Origin of the sequence: Streptomyces sp. NBC_00461 (assembly GCF_036013935.1) — a bacterium.
Classification (GTDB): domain Bacteria; phylum Actinomycetota; class Actinomycetes; order Streptomycetales; family Streptomycetaceae; genus Streptomyces.
Genome location: NZ_CP107902.1, coordinates 4,290,111 through 4,306,819 on the forward strand (window position 1 = coordinate 4,290,111; position 16,709 = coordinate 4,306,819).

15 protein-coding genes are annotated in these 16,709 nt (G+C 70.2%); 7 read left to right on the forward strand and 8 right to left on the reverse strand.

The genetic code is table 11. From position 1 onward, the window contains the following. Window positions 1-26 precede the first annotated feature (26 nt). The gene (locus OG870_RS20015; protein WP_266583775.1) at window positions 27-1,646 is read left to right on the forward strand and encodes an ABC-F family ATP-binding cassette domain-containing protein; all 1,620 of its coding nucleotides are present in this window, start codon (window positions 27-29) and stop codon (window positions 1,644-1,646) included. Window positions 1,647-1,900: 254 nt separating this feature from the next. Here OG870_RS20015 and OG870_RS20020 read toward each other — a convergent pair whose 3' ends face one another. From OG870_RS20020 to OG870_RS20055, 8 genes are all read right to left on the reverse strand, one after another. Then, complete coding sequence (locus OG870_RS20020) at window positions 1,901-3,934, reverse strand: sensor histidine kinase (protein ID WP_266583773.1); 2,034 nt, start codon at window positions 3,932-3,934, stop codon at window positions 1,901-1,903. Between the two features lie 440 nt (window positions 3,935-4,374). Next, a complete protein-coding gene (gene dhaL / locus OG870_RS20025) occupies window positions 4,375-5,028 on the reverse strand; it encodes a dihydroxyacetone kinase subunit DhaL (protein WP_266516176.1) in 654 nt (217 codons plus the stop codon). A gap of 58 nt (window positions 5,029-5,086) precedes the next feature. Beyond that, a complete protein-coding gene (dhaK, locus tag OG870_RS20030; protein ID WP_266516183.1) occupies window positions 5,087-6,079 on the reverse strand; it encodes a dihydroxyacetone kinase subunit DhaK in 993 nt (330 codons plus the stop codon). An 18-nt stretch (window positions 6,080-6,097) separates the two neighbouring features. Next, entirely contained in the window at window positions 6,098-7,786 is a 1,689-nt protein-coding gene (locus tag OG870_RS20035) for a phosphoenolpyruvate--protein phosphotransferase (RefSeq protein WP_266516187.1), read from the reverse strand. Then, window positions 7,783-8,445: a dihydroxyacetone kinase subunit DhaL gene (dhaL, locus tag OG870_RS20040; RefSeq protein WP_266516190.1), complete on the reverse strand. Its 663-nt coding sequence runs from the start codon at window positions 8,443-8,445 to the stop codon at window positions 7,783-7,785. The genes OG870_RS20035 and dhaL (OG870_RS20040) overlap by 4 nt, the downstream gene beginning before the upstream one ends. A 136-nt stretch (window positions 8,446-8,581) precedes the next feature. After that, window positions 8,582-9,580, reverse strand: coding sequence for a dihydroxyacetone kinase subunit DhaK (gene dhaK / locus OG870_RS20045; protein ID WP_266516191.1), 999 nt, complete (start codon window positions 9,578-9,580; stop codon window positions 8,582-8,584). Continuing rightward, window positions 9,577-10,347: an MIP/aquaporin family protein gene (locus OG870_RS20050; protein ID WP_266516195.1), complete on the reverse strand. Its 771-nt coding sequence runs from the start codon at window positions 10,345-10,347 to the stop codon at window positions 9,577-9,579. The genes dhaK (OG870_RS20045) and OG870_RS20050 overlap by 4 nt, the downstream gene beginning before the upstream one ends. A gap of 292 nt (window positions 10,348-10,639) precedes the next feature. Then, window positions 10,640-11,419, reverse strand: coding sequence for an IclR family transcriptional regulator (locus OG870_RS20055; protein ID WP_266516198.1), 780 nt, complete (start codon window positions 11,417-11,419; stop codon window positions 10,640-10,642). Window positions 11,420-11,480: 61 nt separating this feature from the next. On the opposite strand from OG870_RS20055, the gene dhaM reads away from it, so the two are divergent. The 6 genes from dhaM (at window position 11,481) to OG870_RS20085 (ending at window position 16,563) form a co-directional block, all read left to right on the forward strand. Continuing rightward, the gene (gene dhaM / locus OG870_RS20060; RefSeq protein ID WP_327666994.1) at window positions 11,481-11,873 is read left to right on the forward strand and encodes a dihydroxyacetone kinase phosphoryl donor subunit DhaM; all 393 of its coding nucleotides are present in this window, start codon (window positions 11,481-11,483) and stop codon (window positions 11,871-11,873) included. Then, window positions 11,857-12,156 (forward strand): HPr family phosphocarrier protein, encoded by a 300-nt coding sequence (locus tag OG870_RS20065; RefSeq protein WP_327691214.1) that lies wholly within the window; start codon window positions 11,857-11,859, stop codon window positions 12,154-12,156. Before dhaM ends, OG870_RS20065 begins: the two co-directional genes overlap by 17 nt. Before the next feature lie 76 nt (window positions 12,157-12,232). Then, window positions 12,233-12,688: an ATP-binding protein gene (locus OG870_RS20070; protein WP_327691215.1), complete on the forward strand. Its 456-nt coding sequence runs from the start codon at window positions 12,233-12,235 to the stop codon at window positions 12,686-12,688. 808 nt (window positions 12,689-13,496) lie between these two features. Beyond that, the gene (locus OG870_RS20075; RefSeq protein ID WP_266583764.1) at window positions 13,497-14,468 is read left to right on the forward strand and encodes an STAS domain-containing protein; all 972 of its coding nucleotides are present in this window, start codon (window positions 13,497-13,499) and stop codon (window positions 14,466-14,468) included. Between the two features lie 248 nt (window positions 14,469-14,716). Then, window positions 14,717-15,229: a DUF5994 family protein gene (locus tag OG870_RS20080; RefSeq protein ID WP_266583762.1), complete on the forward strand. Its 513-nt coding sequence runs from the start codon at window positions 14,717-14,719 to the stop codon at window positions 15,227-15,229. Between the two features lie 140 nt (window positions 15,230-15,369). Further along, on the forward strand, window positions 15,370-16,563 hold the full coding sequence (locus tag OG870_RS20085) for a PP2C family protein-serine/threonine phosphatase (RefSeq protein WP_266588362.1): 1,194 nt from the start codon (window positions 15,370-15,372) through the stop codon (window positions 16,561-16,563). Window positions 16,564-16,709: the final 146 nt, after the last annotated feature.

Below are 16,709 nucleotides of genomic sequence, written 5' to 3' on the forward strand. Positions count from 1 at the left end.
TACAGCAGACAAGGACACAGGAAAGAATGGGACATCTGGAGGCCTCTCACCTCGAGTACTACCTGCCCGACGGGCGGATACTGCTCGGCGACGTGTCGTTCCGGGTGGGCGAGGGAGCGGTGGCGGCCCTGGTCGGCGCGAACGGCGCCGGCAAGACGACCCTGCTGCGGCTGCTGTCCGGCGAGCTGAAGCCGCACGGCGGCACGGTCACGTCGAGCGGCGGTGTCGGGGTGATGCGGCAGTTCGTCGGTTCGGTGCGGGACGAGAGCACGGTCCGCGACCTGCTGGTGTCAGTGGCGTCGCCGGGCATCCGGCGAGCCGCGCAGGCCGTGGACGCGGCCGAGCACCTGATCCTGACGGTGGACGACGAGGCCTCTCAGATGAAGTACGCCCAGGCCCTGGCCGACTGGGCGGAGGTACGCGGCTACGAGGCGGAGACCCTGTGGGACATGTGCACCATGGCCGCGCTCGGCGTGCCGTACGAGAAGGCGCAGTGGCGTCAGATTCGCACGCTCTCGGGCGGTGAGCAGAAGCGGCTCGTCCTGGAGGCGCTGCTGCGCGGTCCCGATGAGGTGCTCCTGCTGGACGAGCCCGACAACTACCTGGACGTACCGGGCAAACGATGGCTGGAGAACCGGCTCGGTGAGACCGGCAAGACGGTGCTGTTCGTCTCGCACGACCGGGAGCTGCTGGCGCGGGCCGCCGAGCGGATCATCGCGGTGGAACCGAGCCCGGCCGGCTCCGACGTCTGGGTGCACGGCGGCGGTTTCGGCACCTTCCACGAGGCGCGGCAGGAGCGGTTCGCCCGGTTTCAGGAGCTGCGCCGCCGCTGGGACGAGAAGCACGCCCAACTCAAGAAGTTGGTGCGCGACCTGCAGCAGTACGCCGCGCGCAGCGACGACATGGCTTCTCGCTACCAGGCGGCGCGGACCCGGCTGCGCAAGTTCGAGGAGGCCGGTCCGCCGCCGGAGCCACCGCGCAAGCAGGAGATCCGGATGCGTCTGCACGGCGGGCGCACCGGGGTGAGGGCCGTCACCTGTGCGCAGTTGGAGCTGACTGGGCTGATGAAGCCTTTCTCTCTGGAGATCTTCTACGGCGAGCGGGTGGCGGTGCTCGGCTCCAACGGGTCGGGCAAGTCGCACTTCCTGCGGCTGCTGGCCGGAGAGGGCGTGGCGCACACGGGCACGGCGACACTGGGCGCACGGGTGGTACCGGGTCATTTCGCCCAGACACATGCGCATCCCGAACTGATGGGGCGCACCCTGGTGGACATCCTGTGGACCGAGCACGCCCGGGACCGCGGCGCGGCCATGTCGGCGCTCCGCCGCTACGAATTGGACCGGCAGGGTGACCAGGCTTTCGACCGGCTCTCCGGCGGGCAGCAGGCGCGCTTTCAGATCCTGCTGCTGGAACTGCAGGGAACCACCGCCCTGCTCCTGGACGAGCCGACCGATAACCTGGACTTGGAGTCGGCGGAGGCCCTGCAGGAGGGGCTGGAGGCGTACGAGGGGACGGTCTTGACGGTCACCCACGACCGCTGGTTTGCACGGTCCTTCGACCGCTTCCTGGTGTTCGGCAGCGACGGCCGGGTACGCGAGACGCCGGAGCCGGTGTGGGACGAGCGCCGCGTGGAACGGGCACGCTGACGGAGTGCTGCGTGTGCCGTTCAGAAGTGCGCCGCTGCAGCTCATAGGGGGTCTGGCGGGAACCCTAAAGCGGGTGTCGCAGGTTCGAATCCTGCCGGGGGCACAACGCATTGATCCGCTGAACTGGGCTTTCACCCCCAAGGAGGCGCTCCATTCGGCCTCGGACTCCTCGTCCGGGGCCGTTTGCGTGAGCGGAAGGAGTGGCAGGCCCGAGCGACGAGCCGCTGTTCCACCGGGGTCGGCGCGTTCAGGACTTACTCACTGTTGGCAGGGCTGATGCCGGGACGGCGGTTCCGGTGTGCGCGTCTGGACGGCGCCCTTTCGTCGGGTTGCTCGGCCGTGTCGTAGTTGCGCCAGCCGGTGAGGCGTCCTTCCGGGTTGTACCTGGCTGACAGTCCGGGAGGATCCATGTGATCTTCGTGTTCCCGGACCAGTTGCTGGGGCAGCATGACCACTGCTGTGATGCCGTGGGGCGACGAACTGCGGAGCTGGACGCGGATGTCGTGGCGGCCGGAAAGTCGGCCTACGACGAACATGCCCATGCGTCGCGCCACCGCGACGTCGACGACCGGAGGGTTCAGGAGCCTCTCGTTGGCCTCCACAAGGTCCTCGGCGGACATGCAGATGCCGTTGTCCTGGATCTCGACCTTCGCGCCGCCGCCGGACAGCAGCCGGCAGGTGACCCGCACCTCGGTGTCCGGAGAGGAGAACGTAGTCGCGTTCTCCAGCAGCTCCGCGATGAGATGAACGATGTCGTTCACCGCCCGGCCGTCGACGTCCGCGGTGACCAGTCCGCGCAGCTGCACCCGCTGGTATTGCTCGATCTCGCCGATGGCGGCCCGGAGGACATCCACGAGCCGGACCGGGGCGCTCCAGCGGCGGCCCGCCTTTCCGCCCGCCAGGACGAGCAGGTTCTCCCCGTTGCGGCGCAGGCGGGTGGCCAGGTGGTCGAGTTTGAAGAGGCTGGCGAGCAGGTCGGGGTCCTGTTCGCCGTTCTCCAGGTGGTCGATCAGCTCCAGCTGCCGTTCCACGAGGCTCTGGCTGCGCTGCGACAGGTTGACGAACATCGTGTTGATGCGCCCGCGCAGGTGCGCTTGCTCGAACGCCAGCCGCACGGAATCGCGATGGACATCGTCGAACGCGCGGGCGACAGTTCCGATCTCGTCAGTCGAGTCGACGGCCGTGGATTCGACCTCGATGGGCTTGAGTTGGGTGCCGCCGGCCTCCCGCAGCAACCGGACCACCTCGGGCAGGCGGCGTTGCGCGATATCGCGGGTAGAGGCACGCAGGGTGTGCAGCGGGCCGACGATCGACTGCACGAGGACGTGCGTCACGCCGATCACGAGCAGGAGGATCAACAGCTCGACGAGCGACGCTGTGAACAGTGAGTGCTCGGCCTGGCGCTGCTCGCGCGAGCTCTCGTCCTCGACCGATCCGACGAGCCGCTGCTCGACCCGTCGCATCAGGTCCAGCTTGCTCGTCATGGTGTCGAACCACACGTCGGCGTCGAGGTTGGGGCGACGGGTGCCCTGCAGGGCGAGTGCCTGCTTCTGGAACGTGTCGGCCCTGTCGACGTCCCTTCCGGTGAGGGTGCGCTCGTAGAACTGACGCTGGCCGGCCGGCGCACCGGACAGGAACTGGTCGATCAATGCCTGTTGCCGACGGCCGGCCAGGGTCAGGCTCTGGGCCTCGTTCGAATCGAAGTGTCCATCGGCCAGTGCGCCGCCGAGCAGTGCGCGTTGCTGGGACGCTTTCTCCGTGGCCTGGGCGAAGGTCTCGAGTGTGCCGGCCCTCATGAAAAGGGCCTGGCCGGCGATGCCCGGCGCCAGAAGGTCAAGGGCGTCGGTGAGCTCGGTGAGCAAGACCGTGTATGCGTCGACCACGGTCGGCCAGCGCATCGTCGCCCCGGCCACCGTGTGGCGCAGCGACGCCACCTTCGGGCCGAGGGCGTCGAGCACCGCGAGCTGAGTGCCCAGGACCGAGTTCGTCCTTCGGTGGACACGAGCGGCTTCGCCACGGACCCGGGCCAGCGCCGCGTCTGTCTTCGAGCGCTGCGTGTCGATTCGGCTCGTGTTGCCCGTACGGCCTGCGGCGACGTGGACGGCGGTGAGATCGCGTTCGTCCTCGATCTCCTGCACCAGCGTCGCGCCCTTGTCGACGACGCGGACGAGCTGACGGGCCTTGTCGATGTCCCGTGCCTTGTGCACGGCGGATCCGACCCGCAGACCGCCCAGTACGAGCGCGGTGACGATCGGGATGACGACCACAGCCAGCAGCTGGGTGCGCACGCTCCAGTCACTCGGGGTGAACCGCCTCTGGTTGCTGCCAGGTTGTGCTTGCACTTGCCCTCGTACCCTCTCCCCGTCCTTGAACGTGCGCGATGCAGGGGCGTCCACGTGTCGCAGGCACGCCGCTCATCGCGCGAGTGCGCTTGTCGTGTCGTGTCGTGTCATGTCTTGATGAACGTGCCGTCGATGGATGAGGCCATTGCCTCGTCCGTCCGCCGGCAGGTTCCTGCGGACGCGAACCACGCGTCGGCCTCGGAGCTGTTCGAGACCTCGGCCACTTCCTCGGCGGGGGTCGCTGTGGCGATCCGCTCAGTACCGGGGCTCAGCCGTCCGTCGTGTTCGCCAGGCGGGGTGGGCCTGGCATCGGCGGCGAGGTCGGCCGTGTCTTTGCCGGTGGCGAGGCCGCCTTCGCCACCGGGCCAACCAAACGTGCAAGGGGCTTACTTAAGACCGTCCGCACGCCGCTCGCCTGCCGAGCAGACCGTCGCGAGTGCGGACAGAATGAGCACGGTCGACGCCGCGCCGGGGTCCTGGTGGCCGATGGTGCGGGCTCCGAGATAGCTCGCGCGGCCCTTCCGGGCCTGCATGTCGGCGGTCTGCTTCAGCCCCCGCATGGCGGCGTCGGACGCCGCGCGGGTGGCGCCGGTCAGCTCGCCGCCGGTGTCGATGACGGCCTGATAGGCGGTCACGGCGGGGCTGAGGGCGTCGATCATGGTCTTGTCTCCCTCCAGCGCCGCGCCGATCCGCTGGATGCCCGTGAGGGCGGCCGCAAGCGCGGCACCGAGTTGTGCGGCGGAGACGTCGGGATGCCGGCCCAGGGTCTGCGCGGCCTGCCGGAACCCGGTGCCGTACAGCGGTCCTGATGCGCCGCCGGTCTTGCTTATCAATGCCCGGCCTACGGTGGCGAGCACTGCGCCGGGGGTGGAAGGGGTGGTTTCGTCCAGCATCGCCACCGCCGCCTGGAGGCCACGGCGCATGTTGATGCCGTGGTCGGCGTCGCCGACAGCGGAGTCGAGGCGGGTCAGGTGATCGGCATTCTCGGTCACCGATCGGGCGGCCTCATGGATCCAGGCCCGGAACATGCTTGCGTCCATCGTCGTCCCTGCTCCCTCGTACGTTCTCGTACGGTCCGGCGTCGATGGGCTTGGCCGCTCAGCGTCCCCAGCGCAGCGCGGGGGTCACGACCGGGGCGTCCCACAGATGGGTGAGCTGTGGTGTGAGCCGGCACACGGTGATCGTGCAGCCGGCCATCTCCAGGCTGGTGACGTAGTTGCCGACCAGGTTGCGGGTGATCCACACGCGACGGCCGGCGAGCCACTCGGCGACCGCGGCATACACCACGTACAGCTCGATCAGCGGGGTGCCGCCCAGGCCGTTGACCATCACGAGCACGTCGCCCGAGAGCGGCATGTCGGTGTGGATGGCGTCCAGTGCGACACCGACCAGTTCCCTGGCGGAGGTGAGCCTGCCGCGGGCGCGGCCGGGCTCGCCGTGGATGCCGACGCCCAGCTCGACCTCGTCCTCGCCCAGCTCGAAGCCGGGTGTGCCGGATGCGGGCACGGTGCACGGCGTGAGCGCGACTCCGAAGGATCGGGAGCGGTCGTTGACCTCCTGGCCCAGAGCCGCGGTCGTGCCCAGGTCCGCGCCGAGTTCGGCGGCCGCACCGACGATCTTCTCCACGAACACGGTCGCCCCGGTGCCGCGTCGGCCCGCCGTCCACGTGCTGTTCTCCACGGCGACGTCGTCGTTGACCACGACGCCCTCCACCCGCACGCCGTCGTCGGCGGCCAAGTCGGCTGCCATCTGGAAGTTCAGTACGTCGCCGGTGTAGTTCTTCACGATGTGCAGGACCCCCGCCCCGCTGTCCACGGCGCGCGTGGCGGCGAGGATCTGGTCCGGCACGGGAGAGGTGAACACCTCACCGGGGCAGGCCGCGTCGAGCATCCCGTATCCGACGAAGCCGCCGTGCAGGGGTTCGTGCCCGGATCCGCCGCCTGAGACCAGGCCGACCTTCCCGGGGGTCGGCCCGCCCGCGCGGGCGATGTAGCGGTCGGAGGTGTTGACCGTCAGCGACGGGTGCGCGGCGGCCACACCGACGAGAGCGTCGTCGAGCACGTGATCGGGCGAGTTGATGAGCTTCTTCATGCTTCCGGCCTCTTCTTCTCACGGCAGCGAGAGCCGGCCGCACTGCTCGACGAGTCGCCAGACCTCTTCGGGGGTTTCGCGGGTGAGGGCGACGGCGGCCAGGGAGGCACAGGTGTCGTGGCGGAGCCGGCGGATGCGGGCCCGGACCTCGTCGAGTGCGGCGGGGCCGACCGAGAGGCTGTCGCAGCCGAGGCCGATGAGGAGGGGTGTCACGAGGGGGTGTGCGGCGGCGTCGCCGCAGACGGAGACCTGACGATCGTGTCGGTGGGCGGCGGTGACGACCCGTGAGATGGCGTCGAGTACGGCGGGGTGTGCCGTCATGGCGGGGGTGGCGGTGGGGTCGCGCCGGTCCAGGCCCAGGATCTGGCAGGTGAGGTCGTTGCTGCCGATGGAGAAGAAGGAGGCTTCGCGGGCGAGGTCGTCGGCCGCGGCGACCGCTTCGGGGAGTTCCACCATGATGCCCAGGGGTGGTATCGGAACGCCGGCCTCGGTGGCCGCGGCCTCGAGGAGGCGTCGGCAGGCGCGCAGTTCGTCGACGCTCGCGACCATGGGGATCATGATGCGCAGGTCGGTGTCGGCTCCGGCGCAGAGCAGGCTGCGGAACTGGTCGGCGAAGACGTCCGGTTGGGCCAGCATGAGGGGGAGGCCGCGCCCGAGCCGCCCGCCCTCGCGGCCTTCGGCGAGGAACGGCGGCAGTTTGTCGTCGGCGAAGTCGAGCGTGCGAGCCGTGACGACCTGCCCGGCGAGAACGCGCAGGACGGGGACGAGGGTGGCCGCGTGCTGCTCGCGGGTGGGCCAGGCGGGGTGGTTGAGGAAGGGCAGCTCAGTGCGGAGCAGGCCGATGCCTTCGGCGCCCGTGGTCAGGGCCGCGCGGGTGTCGGCCGGGGTGGCCACGTTGGCCCGCAGAATGATGCGGTGCCGGTCGAGAGTCTCCGCGGGCAGGTGACGTTCTTCGGCGAGGGCGAGCCTGCGCGCTCGGGCGGTCTCCATGGCTCGCAGGGCCCTGGTGCGTTCCTCGTCGTCGGGGTGGGCGACTGCGCTGGCCCGACCGGCGTCGAGCAGGATCTCCTGCCCGTCCGGCAGTTCGAGCAGCAGGGGGTTGACGGCGAGGAGGAAGGGGATGCCCAGCGAACGGGCGACGATCGCGGCGTGGGAGTTCGGGCCGCCGGTCACGGAGATGGCGGCGGTCACCGTCAGGCCGGGTTCCAGCAGGTCGGCGGCGCCGATCTCGTGGGCGACCAGGACGAGCGGCTGGTCGGGGGCGGGGCCCGTCTCGCCGTGCAGGTGGGCCAGCACACGGCGGCCGACCTGCCGGACGTCCGCCGCCCGTTCGGCGAGGGTGGGATCGTCCAGTGCGGCAATGGTTCCGGCGTAGGCGTCGATGGCCTGGCGGACGGCGATGGGTACCGGCCGGCCGTCGTCCGCCCTCTTGACGGCCTGGTCGCGCAGATCCTGGTCCTGGGCGATGTAGCTGTTGACCTCCATGATGTCGGCCTGTTCGTCCTTGCCCTGTTCGCGCAGCAAGGTGGACAGGTCGAGCAGTCGGGTGGCTACGGCGTCGAAGGCGTCGGTGATCTGCTGCGTGGGGTCGCCGCCGATGCGGTGCGGCAGCGCTGTCCTGGTGAGTGGCCGGTCGGTGCGGTGGACGACGCCGAGGGCTGTGCCGGGTGCGGCGGCGTGCCCGGTGTAGGTGCGGCGGTCGGTCATCGGGCCCCCGGCGTCTCGGCGTGGTCCCCCACCGTCTCGGCGAGGGCGCGGAAGACGAGGGCGGTGGAGGTGGCGCCGGGGTCCTGATGGCCGACGCTGCGGGCGCCTAGGTAGGAGGCACGGCCCTTGCGGGCCTGCATCGGGGTGGTGGCTCGCATGCCCTCCTCGGCGGCGTCGGCGGCGGCCAGGGCCGCGGCGGCCAAGCCGGCTCCGGCGTCGGCCTGTTGCTGGAACGCGGCCAGTGCCGGGGCATAGGCGTCGATCATGGTCTTGTCGCCGGGTGCGGCCGCACCGAGCTTCTGGACGCTCGCGAGGCCGGCGGCCAGGGCGGCGGCGAACTGCGGTGAGTCAGCCGTCGGGATGTCCAGGGCCTTGCCGATGGCGCGGAAGGCACCGCCATAGAGCGGTCCGGAGGCGCCGCCGACGGTGGAGATGAGGGTGGTGCCGGTCTTGACCAGTACGGCCCCTACGGTGTCCGGCTCGTAGTCGGCCACGGCCGTGGCGGCGGCGGAGAAGCCACGGTGCATGTTGGTGCCGTGGTCGGCGTCGCCGATGGCCGAGTCGAGCTGGGTGAGGTGGTCCTTGTTCTTGTCCACGGCGGCTGCGATGGCCTGCACCCACGTGCGGGCGAGGTCGGTGTCCACGGAGACTCCGTTCATGGTCGGTACGGGGCTGTTCGGAGGTTGGTTGAGCCGAGGGCCGAGGGAAGACGCGAGGGGTGCGGTCCGGGCGGGCGGGCGGCGGGAAGGACCCGGCCCGGCCCTCGCGTCGCGCGTGGCCCGGCCCCCGGCTCGGTCAGATGCCCCAGCGCAGGGCCGGGGTGTTCACGGGAGCGTCCCACAGGGACAGCATGTCGGCATCGGCCTTGCACACGGTGACGGAAACACCGGCCATGTCGAGGCTGGTCACGTAGTTGCCGACGAGGTTGCGGGCGATGACCACACCCTTGTCCGCGAGTGCGACGGCTACCTCGTTGAAGACCACGTACAGCTCGATGAGCGGGGTGCCGCCCAGGCCGTTGACCATGACGATGGTCTCGTCACCGGCCCTCAGTGGCTGGTCGGCGAGGATCGCGTCCAGCGCGGTCGCCACGATGTCCTTGGCGGGTCGGAGCTTCTCGCGGCGGCGGCCGGGCTCGCCATGGATGCCGACGCCGACCTCCATCTCGTCCTCGGGCAGGTCGAAACCGGGCTTGCCGGAGGCGGGGGTGGTGCAGGCGGTCAGCGCCACCGCGAAGGACCGGGACGCGGCGTTGACCCGCTTGCCCATCTCGGCGACCTCGGTGAGGCTGCCGCCCTGCTCGGCGAGGGCTCCGGCGATCTTCTCGACGAAGACGGTGGCTCCGGTGCCGCGGCGCCCTGCGGTGTAGGTGGAGTCCTGGACGGCGACGTCGTCGTCGACCAGGACGGTCTCCACCGTGATGCCCTCGTCGACGGCCAGTTCGGCGGCCATCTGGAAGTTGAGGACGTCGCCGGTGTAGTTCTTCACGATGAACAGCACGCCCGCGCCACCATCGACGGCCTGGGCCGCGGCCAGCATCTGACCCGGCACGGGCGAGGTGAAGACCTCGCCGGGGCAGGCCGCGTCGAGCATGCCCCCGCCCACGAAGCCGCCGTGCAGGGGCTCGTGCCCGGAACCGCCGCCGGAGACGAGGGCGACCTTGCCCGGCTTGGTACCCGAGGCGCGGGCGATCACCTTGTTCTCGGCGTCGACCTTCAGGCCGGGGTGGGCGGCGGCGATCCCGGACAGTGCCTGGGCCAGCACCGCTTCGGGGGCGTTGATCAGCTTCTTCATGACAGGGCTCCTTCAGCGGCGGCGACCGGCGCGGTCGTTGCCTCGGTGGCGGTGGTGACGCCGCGGCGGGCGTTCAGGGCGACGTAAAGGAAACCGGCGGCGACCGCGCCGATGACTTCGGCGGCGAGATAGACCGGCAGCTGGTTCCAGTGGACCGTGCCGCCGAACAACTGGCCGGTGATCATCGGACCGAGCGTCCTGGCCGGGTTGATGGACGCCGCGGTGGCCGGTGCCACCGGGATGATGATCGCGAACACGCCGAGGCCGATGGCCAGACCGGCGAAACCTCCGGCCGCGCGGCGATCGATGGCACCGAAGACGATGAAGGCGAGGATGAAGGTGCCCACGGCTTCGGCGAAGAAGGCCTGGCCGGCGCCGACTCCGCTGCCGTAGGCGGCGATGCCGAGGCCGACGTCGACCGCCTTCTTCCCCAACACCCCGACGATGGCAAGAGCTCCCAGCGCCGCCCCGGCCACCTGGGCCGCGATGTAGCCGGGAACGTCCCGCCAGGGCATCTTCTTCGTCGCGGCCAGCGCCAGGGTGATGGCCGGGTTGATCTGACAGCCGGAGACATGGCCGATCGCGTAGACCATGGCGATGACGGCGGTGGCGAAGGCCAGCGAGATCATTCCCAGCTGCGCCATGGTGAACGGGGCGTCGCCGCCGACGATGAGCGTCGCGGGGACCGAGCCGACGCCGATGAACACCAGCACTGCGGTGCCCAGCATCTCGGCCACGAGCTTCTGTGAGTAAGTGTTTTCTTCCATGGAAGGCGCCCAGCGCCGAGCGGCGGCTTGGGCGTCTCACCTCCTCGCGTGGAGCGGGCTGTGAAGGGGGAGGTGGCCGCCAGGTGGTCAGGGGTCGGGCAACCTGGCGGCCGCTCAGGGGGAAGCCGGGGAGCTTTAAGTTCCGGCTGTAGAGCGTTCATCATGGATGAACGTTGTTCTGGAAATTAAGGCCGCGTTTCCGGCCTGTCAAGGGCTTCGACAGCCCTCGCGTTCCGTCGATACGAAAAAGGCCCCTCGGCAGCTGCCGAGGGGCCTGGATCAGAGGGGCGGGTCAGGTCACCGTGCTGCGTGCGGCCGTCCCACGGGGAGCGCCCAGGTCACGGGAAAGGTTGCGGGCGGTCTCCCGGACGGCGACCGCAAGCTCCTGACGTGCCGATTCTGCGAGCAACCGCTCGACGGGCCCGACGATGCCGAGAGCGCCGACCACCTCGCCGGAACGGTCGAAGACGGGAGACGCGATACCCGCGTCCCCGATGGCGGACTCCTGGTCCTCGATCGCGTACCCCGTCCTGAGGACTTCCTTCAACTGACCTGCCAGCTCCTGGGCATCGGTGAGGCTGGCACCGGTGAGCACCGCCGGCTCACCCGCGAGCAGCCGCTCACGCTCGCCGACCGGAAGAAAGGCCACGATGGCCTTGCCCAGAGCACACGTGCTCCACGGGATGCTGGCGCCCACCTCGAGAATCTGCACAGCCCCCTCGGGCCGGAACGCATGGTGCACCACCAGGACGTGGTCACCGGTGAGCACGGCCACCCAGACCGCCTCATTCGTCCGGTTCGCGAGCTGGTCCGCCCAGGTCAGTGAGCGGGTCCGCAGCTCCTGGGTGTCCAGGTAGGCATTGCCAAGCTGCACCAGATCGGGTCCGAGCTGGTACTTCGAACTGTCCCGGTCCTGTACGACCAGCCCCTCGGCCTCCAGCGTGCGCAGCAGCGCATGCACGGTCGGCTTGGCCACGCCCAGACGGTCGGCCAGCTCGGTCACTCCGAGCCGCGGACCGGTGGACGCGAGCTCCCGCAGGATCTGCACCGCCCGCTGCACCGCCTGCACCATCGAGATTTTCTCCTTAGTTCACTATTGCTGAACAGTGTTCCGACATTTAATGTAGCTGTTCATGAGCGCATCTGTCGGCATCGTACTCGTGTCCCACAGCGCCGAGCTCGCCGCGGGCCTTCGCCTGCTGGTGGAGCAGATCGGCTCCGACACGGTTCCCCTCGCCACCGCCGGAGGCACCGACGACGGCCGGATCGGCACCAGCTACGACCTCGTCCTCGCTGCCATCCGCAGCGTCGACCGCGGAGCCGGCGTCGTTGTGCTGCCCGACCTCGGCAGCTCCGTCCTGACCACACGCACCGTCCTGGAAGACCATCCCCACCCCGACGTGCTGATCGTCGACGCGCCCTTCGTCGAAGGAGCCGTTGCAGCCGTCGTCACCGCCGCGTCCGGCGCCGACCTGAAGACCGTCGCCGACGCCGCCAAGGAGGCCCGTCATGTCCACAAGCTCTGAGTCCACCACCACGAACGCGACGATCCCGTCCACACACGAGACGACCGTCGTCCTGCCCGCCAACCTCCACGCCCGTCCCGCAGGCCAACTCGCCCGCGCCGCAGCGATATTCACCAGTGCCATACAACTGGAGTACGCCGACCGGACGGTCAACCCGACCGGTGTCCTCGCCGTCATGGGCCTGGGCGCCACCGTCGGCAGCACCGTGACCGTCCGCGCCGAAGGCCACGACGCCGAACAGGCCGTCACGACATTGGCCCAGATCCTCTCCAATGCCGAGTGACCCGGCCGCCACCAGCGGCATGAAGCCAGCAGCTGCTTCCGGCATGAGAAGCAAGGACCGGTGGACATGGCCGAGAGTGGGCGCACCTGCCACGAGCGCGTCTGCCGCCCAGGTGGACCCGCCCGCGCAGGTCGAGCACGTCTGCCGGCTGCCGCACATCCCCGAGGCCGTCTCCGCCGTACGCCGACGGGCACGCACCGCCCTCGCCCAGTGGCGCGTGCCCACCCCGACAGCCGACGACGCCCTCCTGGTGATCTCGGAACTGGCAACCAACGCGATCGTCCACGCACTGCCGCCGGCAGTGCTGCGGTTGTCCCTGCCCGAGGTCGGCGGCCGCCGCGCCCTGTGCATCGAGGTCACGGACTCGGGGCCGGTACCTCGACGACGCCCGTCGCACGACAGCCCCCGCCCTGCCGAACACAGGGAAAACGGTCGTGGGACCGGCATCGTGGCGGCCCTCTCCGCACGACACGGGGTATCACGCCACCCCGAGAGGACCACCCGCTGGGCGGTTCTCCAGATGGGGGCTTGACCAGCCGTGGACGGCAGCCATACCTCCCTGGGCACTTCGCGGCAGGCCACGAGGAACGGCCGGACCGGCGAGGTGCCGACTGGTGCCGCGGCGCCATCCGGCAGACACGAGCACTTGGCCGTGCCCGGCCATCGACCCGGCAGCGTGCCCACTGCCATGCGTGCGCGATGCGTGAGCGACGGCGGAGCACGATCCGCCTCAGCCAGGACCGATCGAGCTGCCGGTCGGCACTGACCTGCGAGGACGGCACCATCCGGCACGAGCGAACACCCTCGGTCAAGGATTCGATCCCACTCCTGAAGCGGGTGTCGCAGGTTCGAATCCTGCCGGGGGCACAGAGAAACACCTGGTCAGCGGCCCTTCCGTCCCAGGGACGGTAGAGCCTTACGGGAGAGGGAGTGAGGAGGGCGTTCGGTTCACCACGTCATAGGGGTGGAGGACAACGCTGGAAGCGGTCTTCGCAAGCCGGGCCTGGCGCCTGGCGCGAACCCCTGCTCCGTACTCGCCCCGGAGCCCGGACCGGGAGACGGCCCGTGAGGTGATGCGGCCCCTGCCGTGCCGCGCGTCCGTCGAAGCATCCGCTTCCGGTTGCGGCCGACGTACGGTTGAAGTACCGAGGGCATCACGCACTCCGGCCGCCACGCCGGGTCGTCCTCAGCGAAAACGAATCCGGGCCGCCCCAGTGGTCGGCGCGGAGACGGGTCGGCATCATGTCCGCCGCTGTCGGAGCAACGCCGCGCAAGCCCATCATGGCTGGGGCCGCGGTGAGTACCCGCGCTGGTCCACGTCTCGGCGGAGGGGAAGCGTGATGGCCTCTTCCCGGCTGGACATCCACCGGCGGAACCGAGGAGAACGGACCCTCGTCACGCTTGCCGGTGACATCGGGTCGGCCACGACGCCGCTGCTGCGGGCCGCAATGGAGCAGTGTCTGCTGGACGGTGTCACCGTGATCGACATCGACCTGACGACGGTCGGCTCCTGCGACGCCAGGGGCTTGGACATCCTGCTTTCGGCATCGCGGCGCGCCGGCCGGGTCCATGCTCGCCTGCAGCTGCACCATCCGTGCGCGCAGATCACCCGGCTCCTCGATGCCACCGGATCCACTTCGCTGCTCCTTACCCCCGTGAGTCCCGTGCCGCCCGCAGCACCCGGCGATCTCATGGGTACCGCGACGCGGGCGCCCGGGGACGCCGCTCGTCGGCCGGACCAGCCTGTCCTCAAGGACGGGATCCGCCTTCGCCGGCTGACCCGCTGGCAGGCCGAAGACATGCGCGAGGACATCGCGGACCTGGCTGCGGAGTCCGTCGCGGGCACCCCCGGCGAGGCGTACCACGACCGTGGACTCTTCCTGCACCACCTGGCGGTCGCCGCCCACCGCCCCGGCTTCGCCCTGCTCGTCGCCGAGACGACGGCGCTGGTCGGTTGCGTCTTCGGTTGTCCAGTGGGCCCTGACGGCTCCGGCCGCCGGTGGTTCGACGGAATGCTCCAGGAGATCATCCAGCGGCTCACCTCCCGCGCGCGGTTCGTCGTCCTCACCCAGGTCGTGGCCCATCCGCACGCTCAGCGACGCGATATCGCCGGCCGCCTGCAACGGCGTCTGCTCACGGACCTGCACGCCTTCCTCGGGGTCACCCTGCTGCATCCCGCCGACCAGGCAGGACAAGCCGCCTTCGCGTCCTGGGGCTGGCAGAACATGGGTGAGGTCGTCGGGCTGCCCGGCCCCGTCGCCCCCTGCGTGTTGATCCTGCCTGTCGAAGGGCTGCCGCCGGCACGCCGATGATCTGACGAAGGGGCGTGAATCGGCCGTCGTGCCGGCCGGGGCGGTCACGCCACGGCCCGCGTCCGCCGTAGACGTGTCCCCGCGCGATGGTTGCCTGCCTCCACGCGATACCGCGGGCCGCGCCGCCCGCCACGGCCGGGCGTAGCCTGACAGGTACCGAGAACCTTCGGGCGCACGAGCACGGCAGCGCCGTGCCCGGCGAGGGACAGAGACGGGCAGCCGGAAGCCGCCCGGAACGGGATCGCACGATGGACGCCATCACAAAGCCCGCCGAAGGTGCGGCACCAGGTGACGGACACTCCTACCGGATGCCCTTGCCCCGGCTGCGCCTCACGCCGGACGTCAGCCACGGCCCTCTGGACGGGGCCTGGTGGCCGCGCTGCGACGCACTGGAACTGGAGCTGCCCGCGCTGGTCGGCTCCTTGGATCCGAGCGTCGGCACGGTCACCCGCGTCACCGTGGGGACCGCCGCCTGGCCCGACGCCCCGCAGGAGGTGATGGCGCCCGGGCATGTGATCGAGGTGGTCCTGACCGACCTCGACGCCGAGGCGCATGCCATCACCGTGGACTGCGGCACCGTGGGACGCTGGGAACTGCTGGTGATCCCACCCGACGAGCCTGCCGGAGCCGCCGCCCGGCTGCTGGCCTCTGCCGCCGACCCCGGGAACCCACTGTCGGCACCGCGCCTGCTGGCACTCGCCGAGAGCGGCCTCGACGGACAGAACACATGGGAGTCGGAAGGAGGGACGGGACTCAGGTGAGAGGCCCGACGTTGTCAGGCCCAGGTGACCGGTCGGCTGGTCCGGTCGCCGACGACCTCCGGTGGAGCGATGACTCTGACATTCCCTTCGTCGTCCCACCCCGCCGCAACCGATAGGCGCGGACCATGGCGGGTGAGCGGATGACGCCCGAACGGCGAGCGGACCGTTCCGAGAGCTTCGGGGAAGCGCTGCTGGGAATGGTCCTCGATCGCGCGCACGAGCTTCCTCCCCATCTCATCGGGCCGCTGGTCGCCGACGTGGTGGAGCGGCTGGGGGGCCGCCGTCCGCAGGTACTGCTGCAGGACTACGGCCAGCTGAACCTCGTACCCCTGCCCGGCGAGGGCCTCACGGAGGGGGAGCCGCAGATGATCGACGGCTCCGAGGCGGGGCGCTGCTTCCTCGACGCGGCCCCCGTCGAGGAGTCCGATGGCGACGGAGTACGGCTCCATTTGCCGCTGCTGGACGGCGGTGACCAGGTGGGCGTCATGGCCGTGACGCTGGACAGCGTCGACGACCACGACCGCCGCCTGCTGGGCAGGATCTCCGGCCTGGTGGCCGACCTGCTGGTGACCAAGCACGGCTACTCCGACCTGTTCTTCACTGTCCGGCGTGATGAGCCGATGAGCGTCGCCGCGGAGATCCAGTGGTCCCTGCTGCCACCGCTGGCGATGATCATGCCCAGGGTCGCGGTGGCCGGGATCCTGGAACCCGCCTATGACGTGGCGGGTGACAGCTTCGACTACGCGCTCAACGGGGACATCCTCCACGTGGTCATGATCGACGCGATGGGGCACGGCCTGGACGCGGCCACGATGGCCACCGTGGCCATCGGCGCCTACCGCCACGCCCGCCGCTTCGGCATCGGGCTGTCGGAGATCTACGACTTCATGGACCGCGCAGTGGCGGAGCAGTTCGGTCCCGAGCACTTCGTCACCGCGCAGATGATGCAGCTGGATACGACGACGGGACAGGTCCAGTGGGTCAACGCAGGGCACCCGCCGCCGATCCTCGTCCGCAACCACCGCGTCACGGACCGCCTGATCGCTCCGACGACCCTCCCTGTCGGCCTGGGTGGTGCGGAACCACGGATCAGCGAGCTGAGACTGGAACGCGGGGACCGCGTCGTCTGCTTCTCCGACGGACTGATCGAGGAGCACGGGACCGGTGGGGAGGAGTTCGGGGAAGAGCAGCTGATCGACTGTGTGAACCGGCTGGAGAAGACCGGCCGCGGGATCCGGTCGGTGGCCCGCTCCCTGTCCAACACACTCAAACGGGCGCGGGGCGGACGCACCACGGATGACGCGACGCTGCTCATGGTGGAGTGGCGCGGCTGACCTCACCATTGGTGTCCGCCGCCGCTCTGCCACCGCGGCCCGCTCGTCAGTCCGGCGGCTGGGCGGCCAGGACGGCCGCCGCGATCCCTACGGGCAGTGACGAACACGACCGGAGCAGTCGTACAGCGGTGTCGCGGAGGCGCCGT

Excerpts from the sequence above, each read along its gene's own strand:
- OG870_RS20015 (WP_266583775.1), top strand. The coding sequence starts at position 27 with ATGGGACATCTGGAGGCCTCTCACCTCGAGTACTACCTGCCCGACGGG.
- dhaL (WP_266516176.1), bottom strand. The coding sequence starts at position 5,028 with ATGGACGCAAGCATGTTCCGGGCCTGGATCCATGAGGCCGCCCGATCG.
- dhaK (WP_266516183.1), bottom strand. The coding sequence starts at position 6,079 with ATGAAGAAGCTCATCAACTCGCCCGATCACGTGCTCGACGACGCTCTC.
- OG870_RS20035 (WP_266516187.1), bottom strand. The coding sequence starts at position 7,786 with ATGACCGACCGCCGCACCTACACCGGGCACGCCGCCGCACCCGGCACA.
- dhaL (WP_266516190.1), bottom strand. The coding sequence starts at position 8,445 with ATGAACGGAGTCTCCGTGGACACCGACCTCGCCCGCACGTGGGTGCAG.
- dhaK (WP_266516191.1), bottom strand. The coding sequence starts at position 9,580 with ATGAAGAAGCTGATCAACGCCCCCGAAGCGGTGCTGGCCCAGGCACTG.
- OG870_RS20050 (WP_266516195.1), bottom strand. The coding sequence starts at position 10,347 with ATGGAAGAAAACACTTACTCACAGAAGCTCGTGGCCGAGATGCTGGGC.
- OG870_RS20055 (WP_266516198.1), bottom strand. The coding sequence starts at position 11,419 with ATGGTGCAGGCGGTGCAGCGGGCGGTGCAGATCCTGCGGGAGCTCGCG.
- dhaM (WP_327666994.1), top strand. The coding sequence starts at position 11,481 with ATGAGCGCATCTGTCGGCATCGTACTCGTGTCCCACAGCGCCGAGCTC.
- OG870_RS20065 (WP_327691214.1), top strand. The coding sequence starts at position 11,857 with ATGTCCACAAGCTCTGAGTCCACCACCACGAACGCGACGATCCCGTCC.
- OG870_RS20075 (WP_266583764.1), top strand. The coding sequence starts at position 13,497 with ATGGCCTCTTCCCGGCTGGACATCCACCGGCGGAACCGAGGAGAACGG.
- OG870_RS20080 (WP_266583762.1), top strand. The coding sequence starts at position 14,717 with ATGGACGCCATCACAAAGCCCGCCGAAGGTGCGGCACCAGGTGACGGA.
- OG870_RS20085 (WP_266588362.1), top strand. The coding sequence starts at position 15,370 with ATGACGCCCGAACGGCGAGCGGACCGTTCCGAGAGCTTCGGGGAAGCG.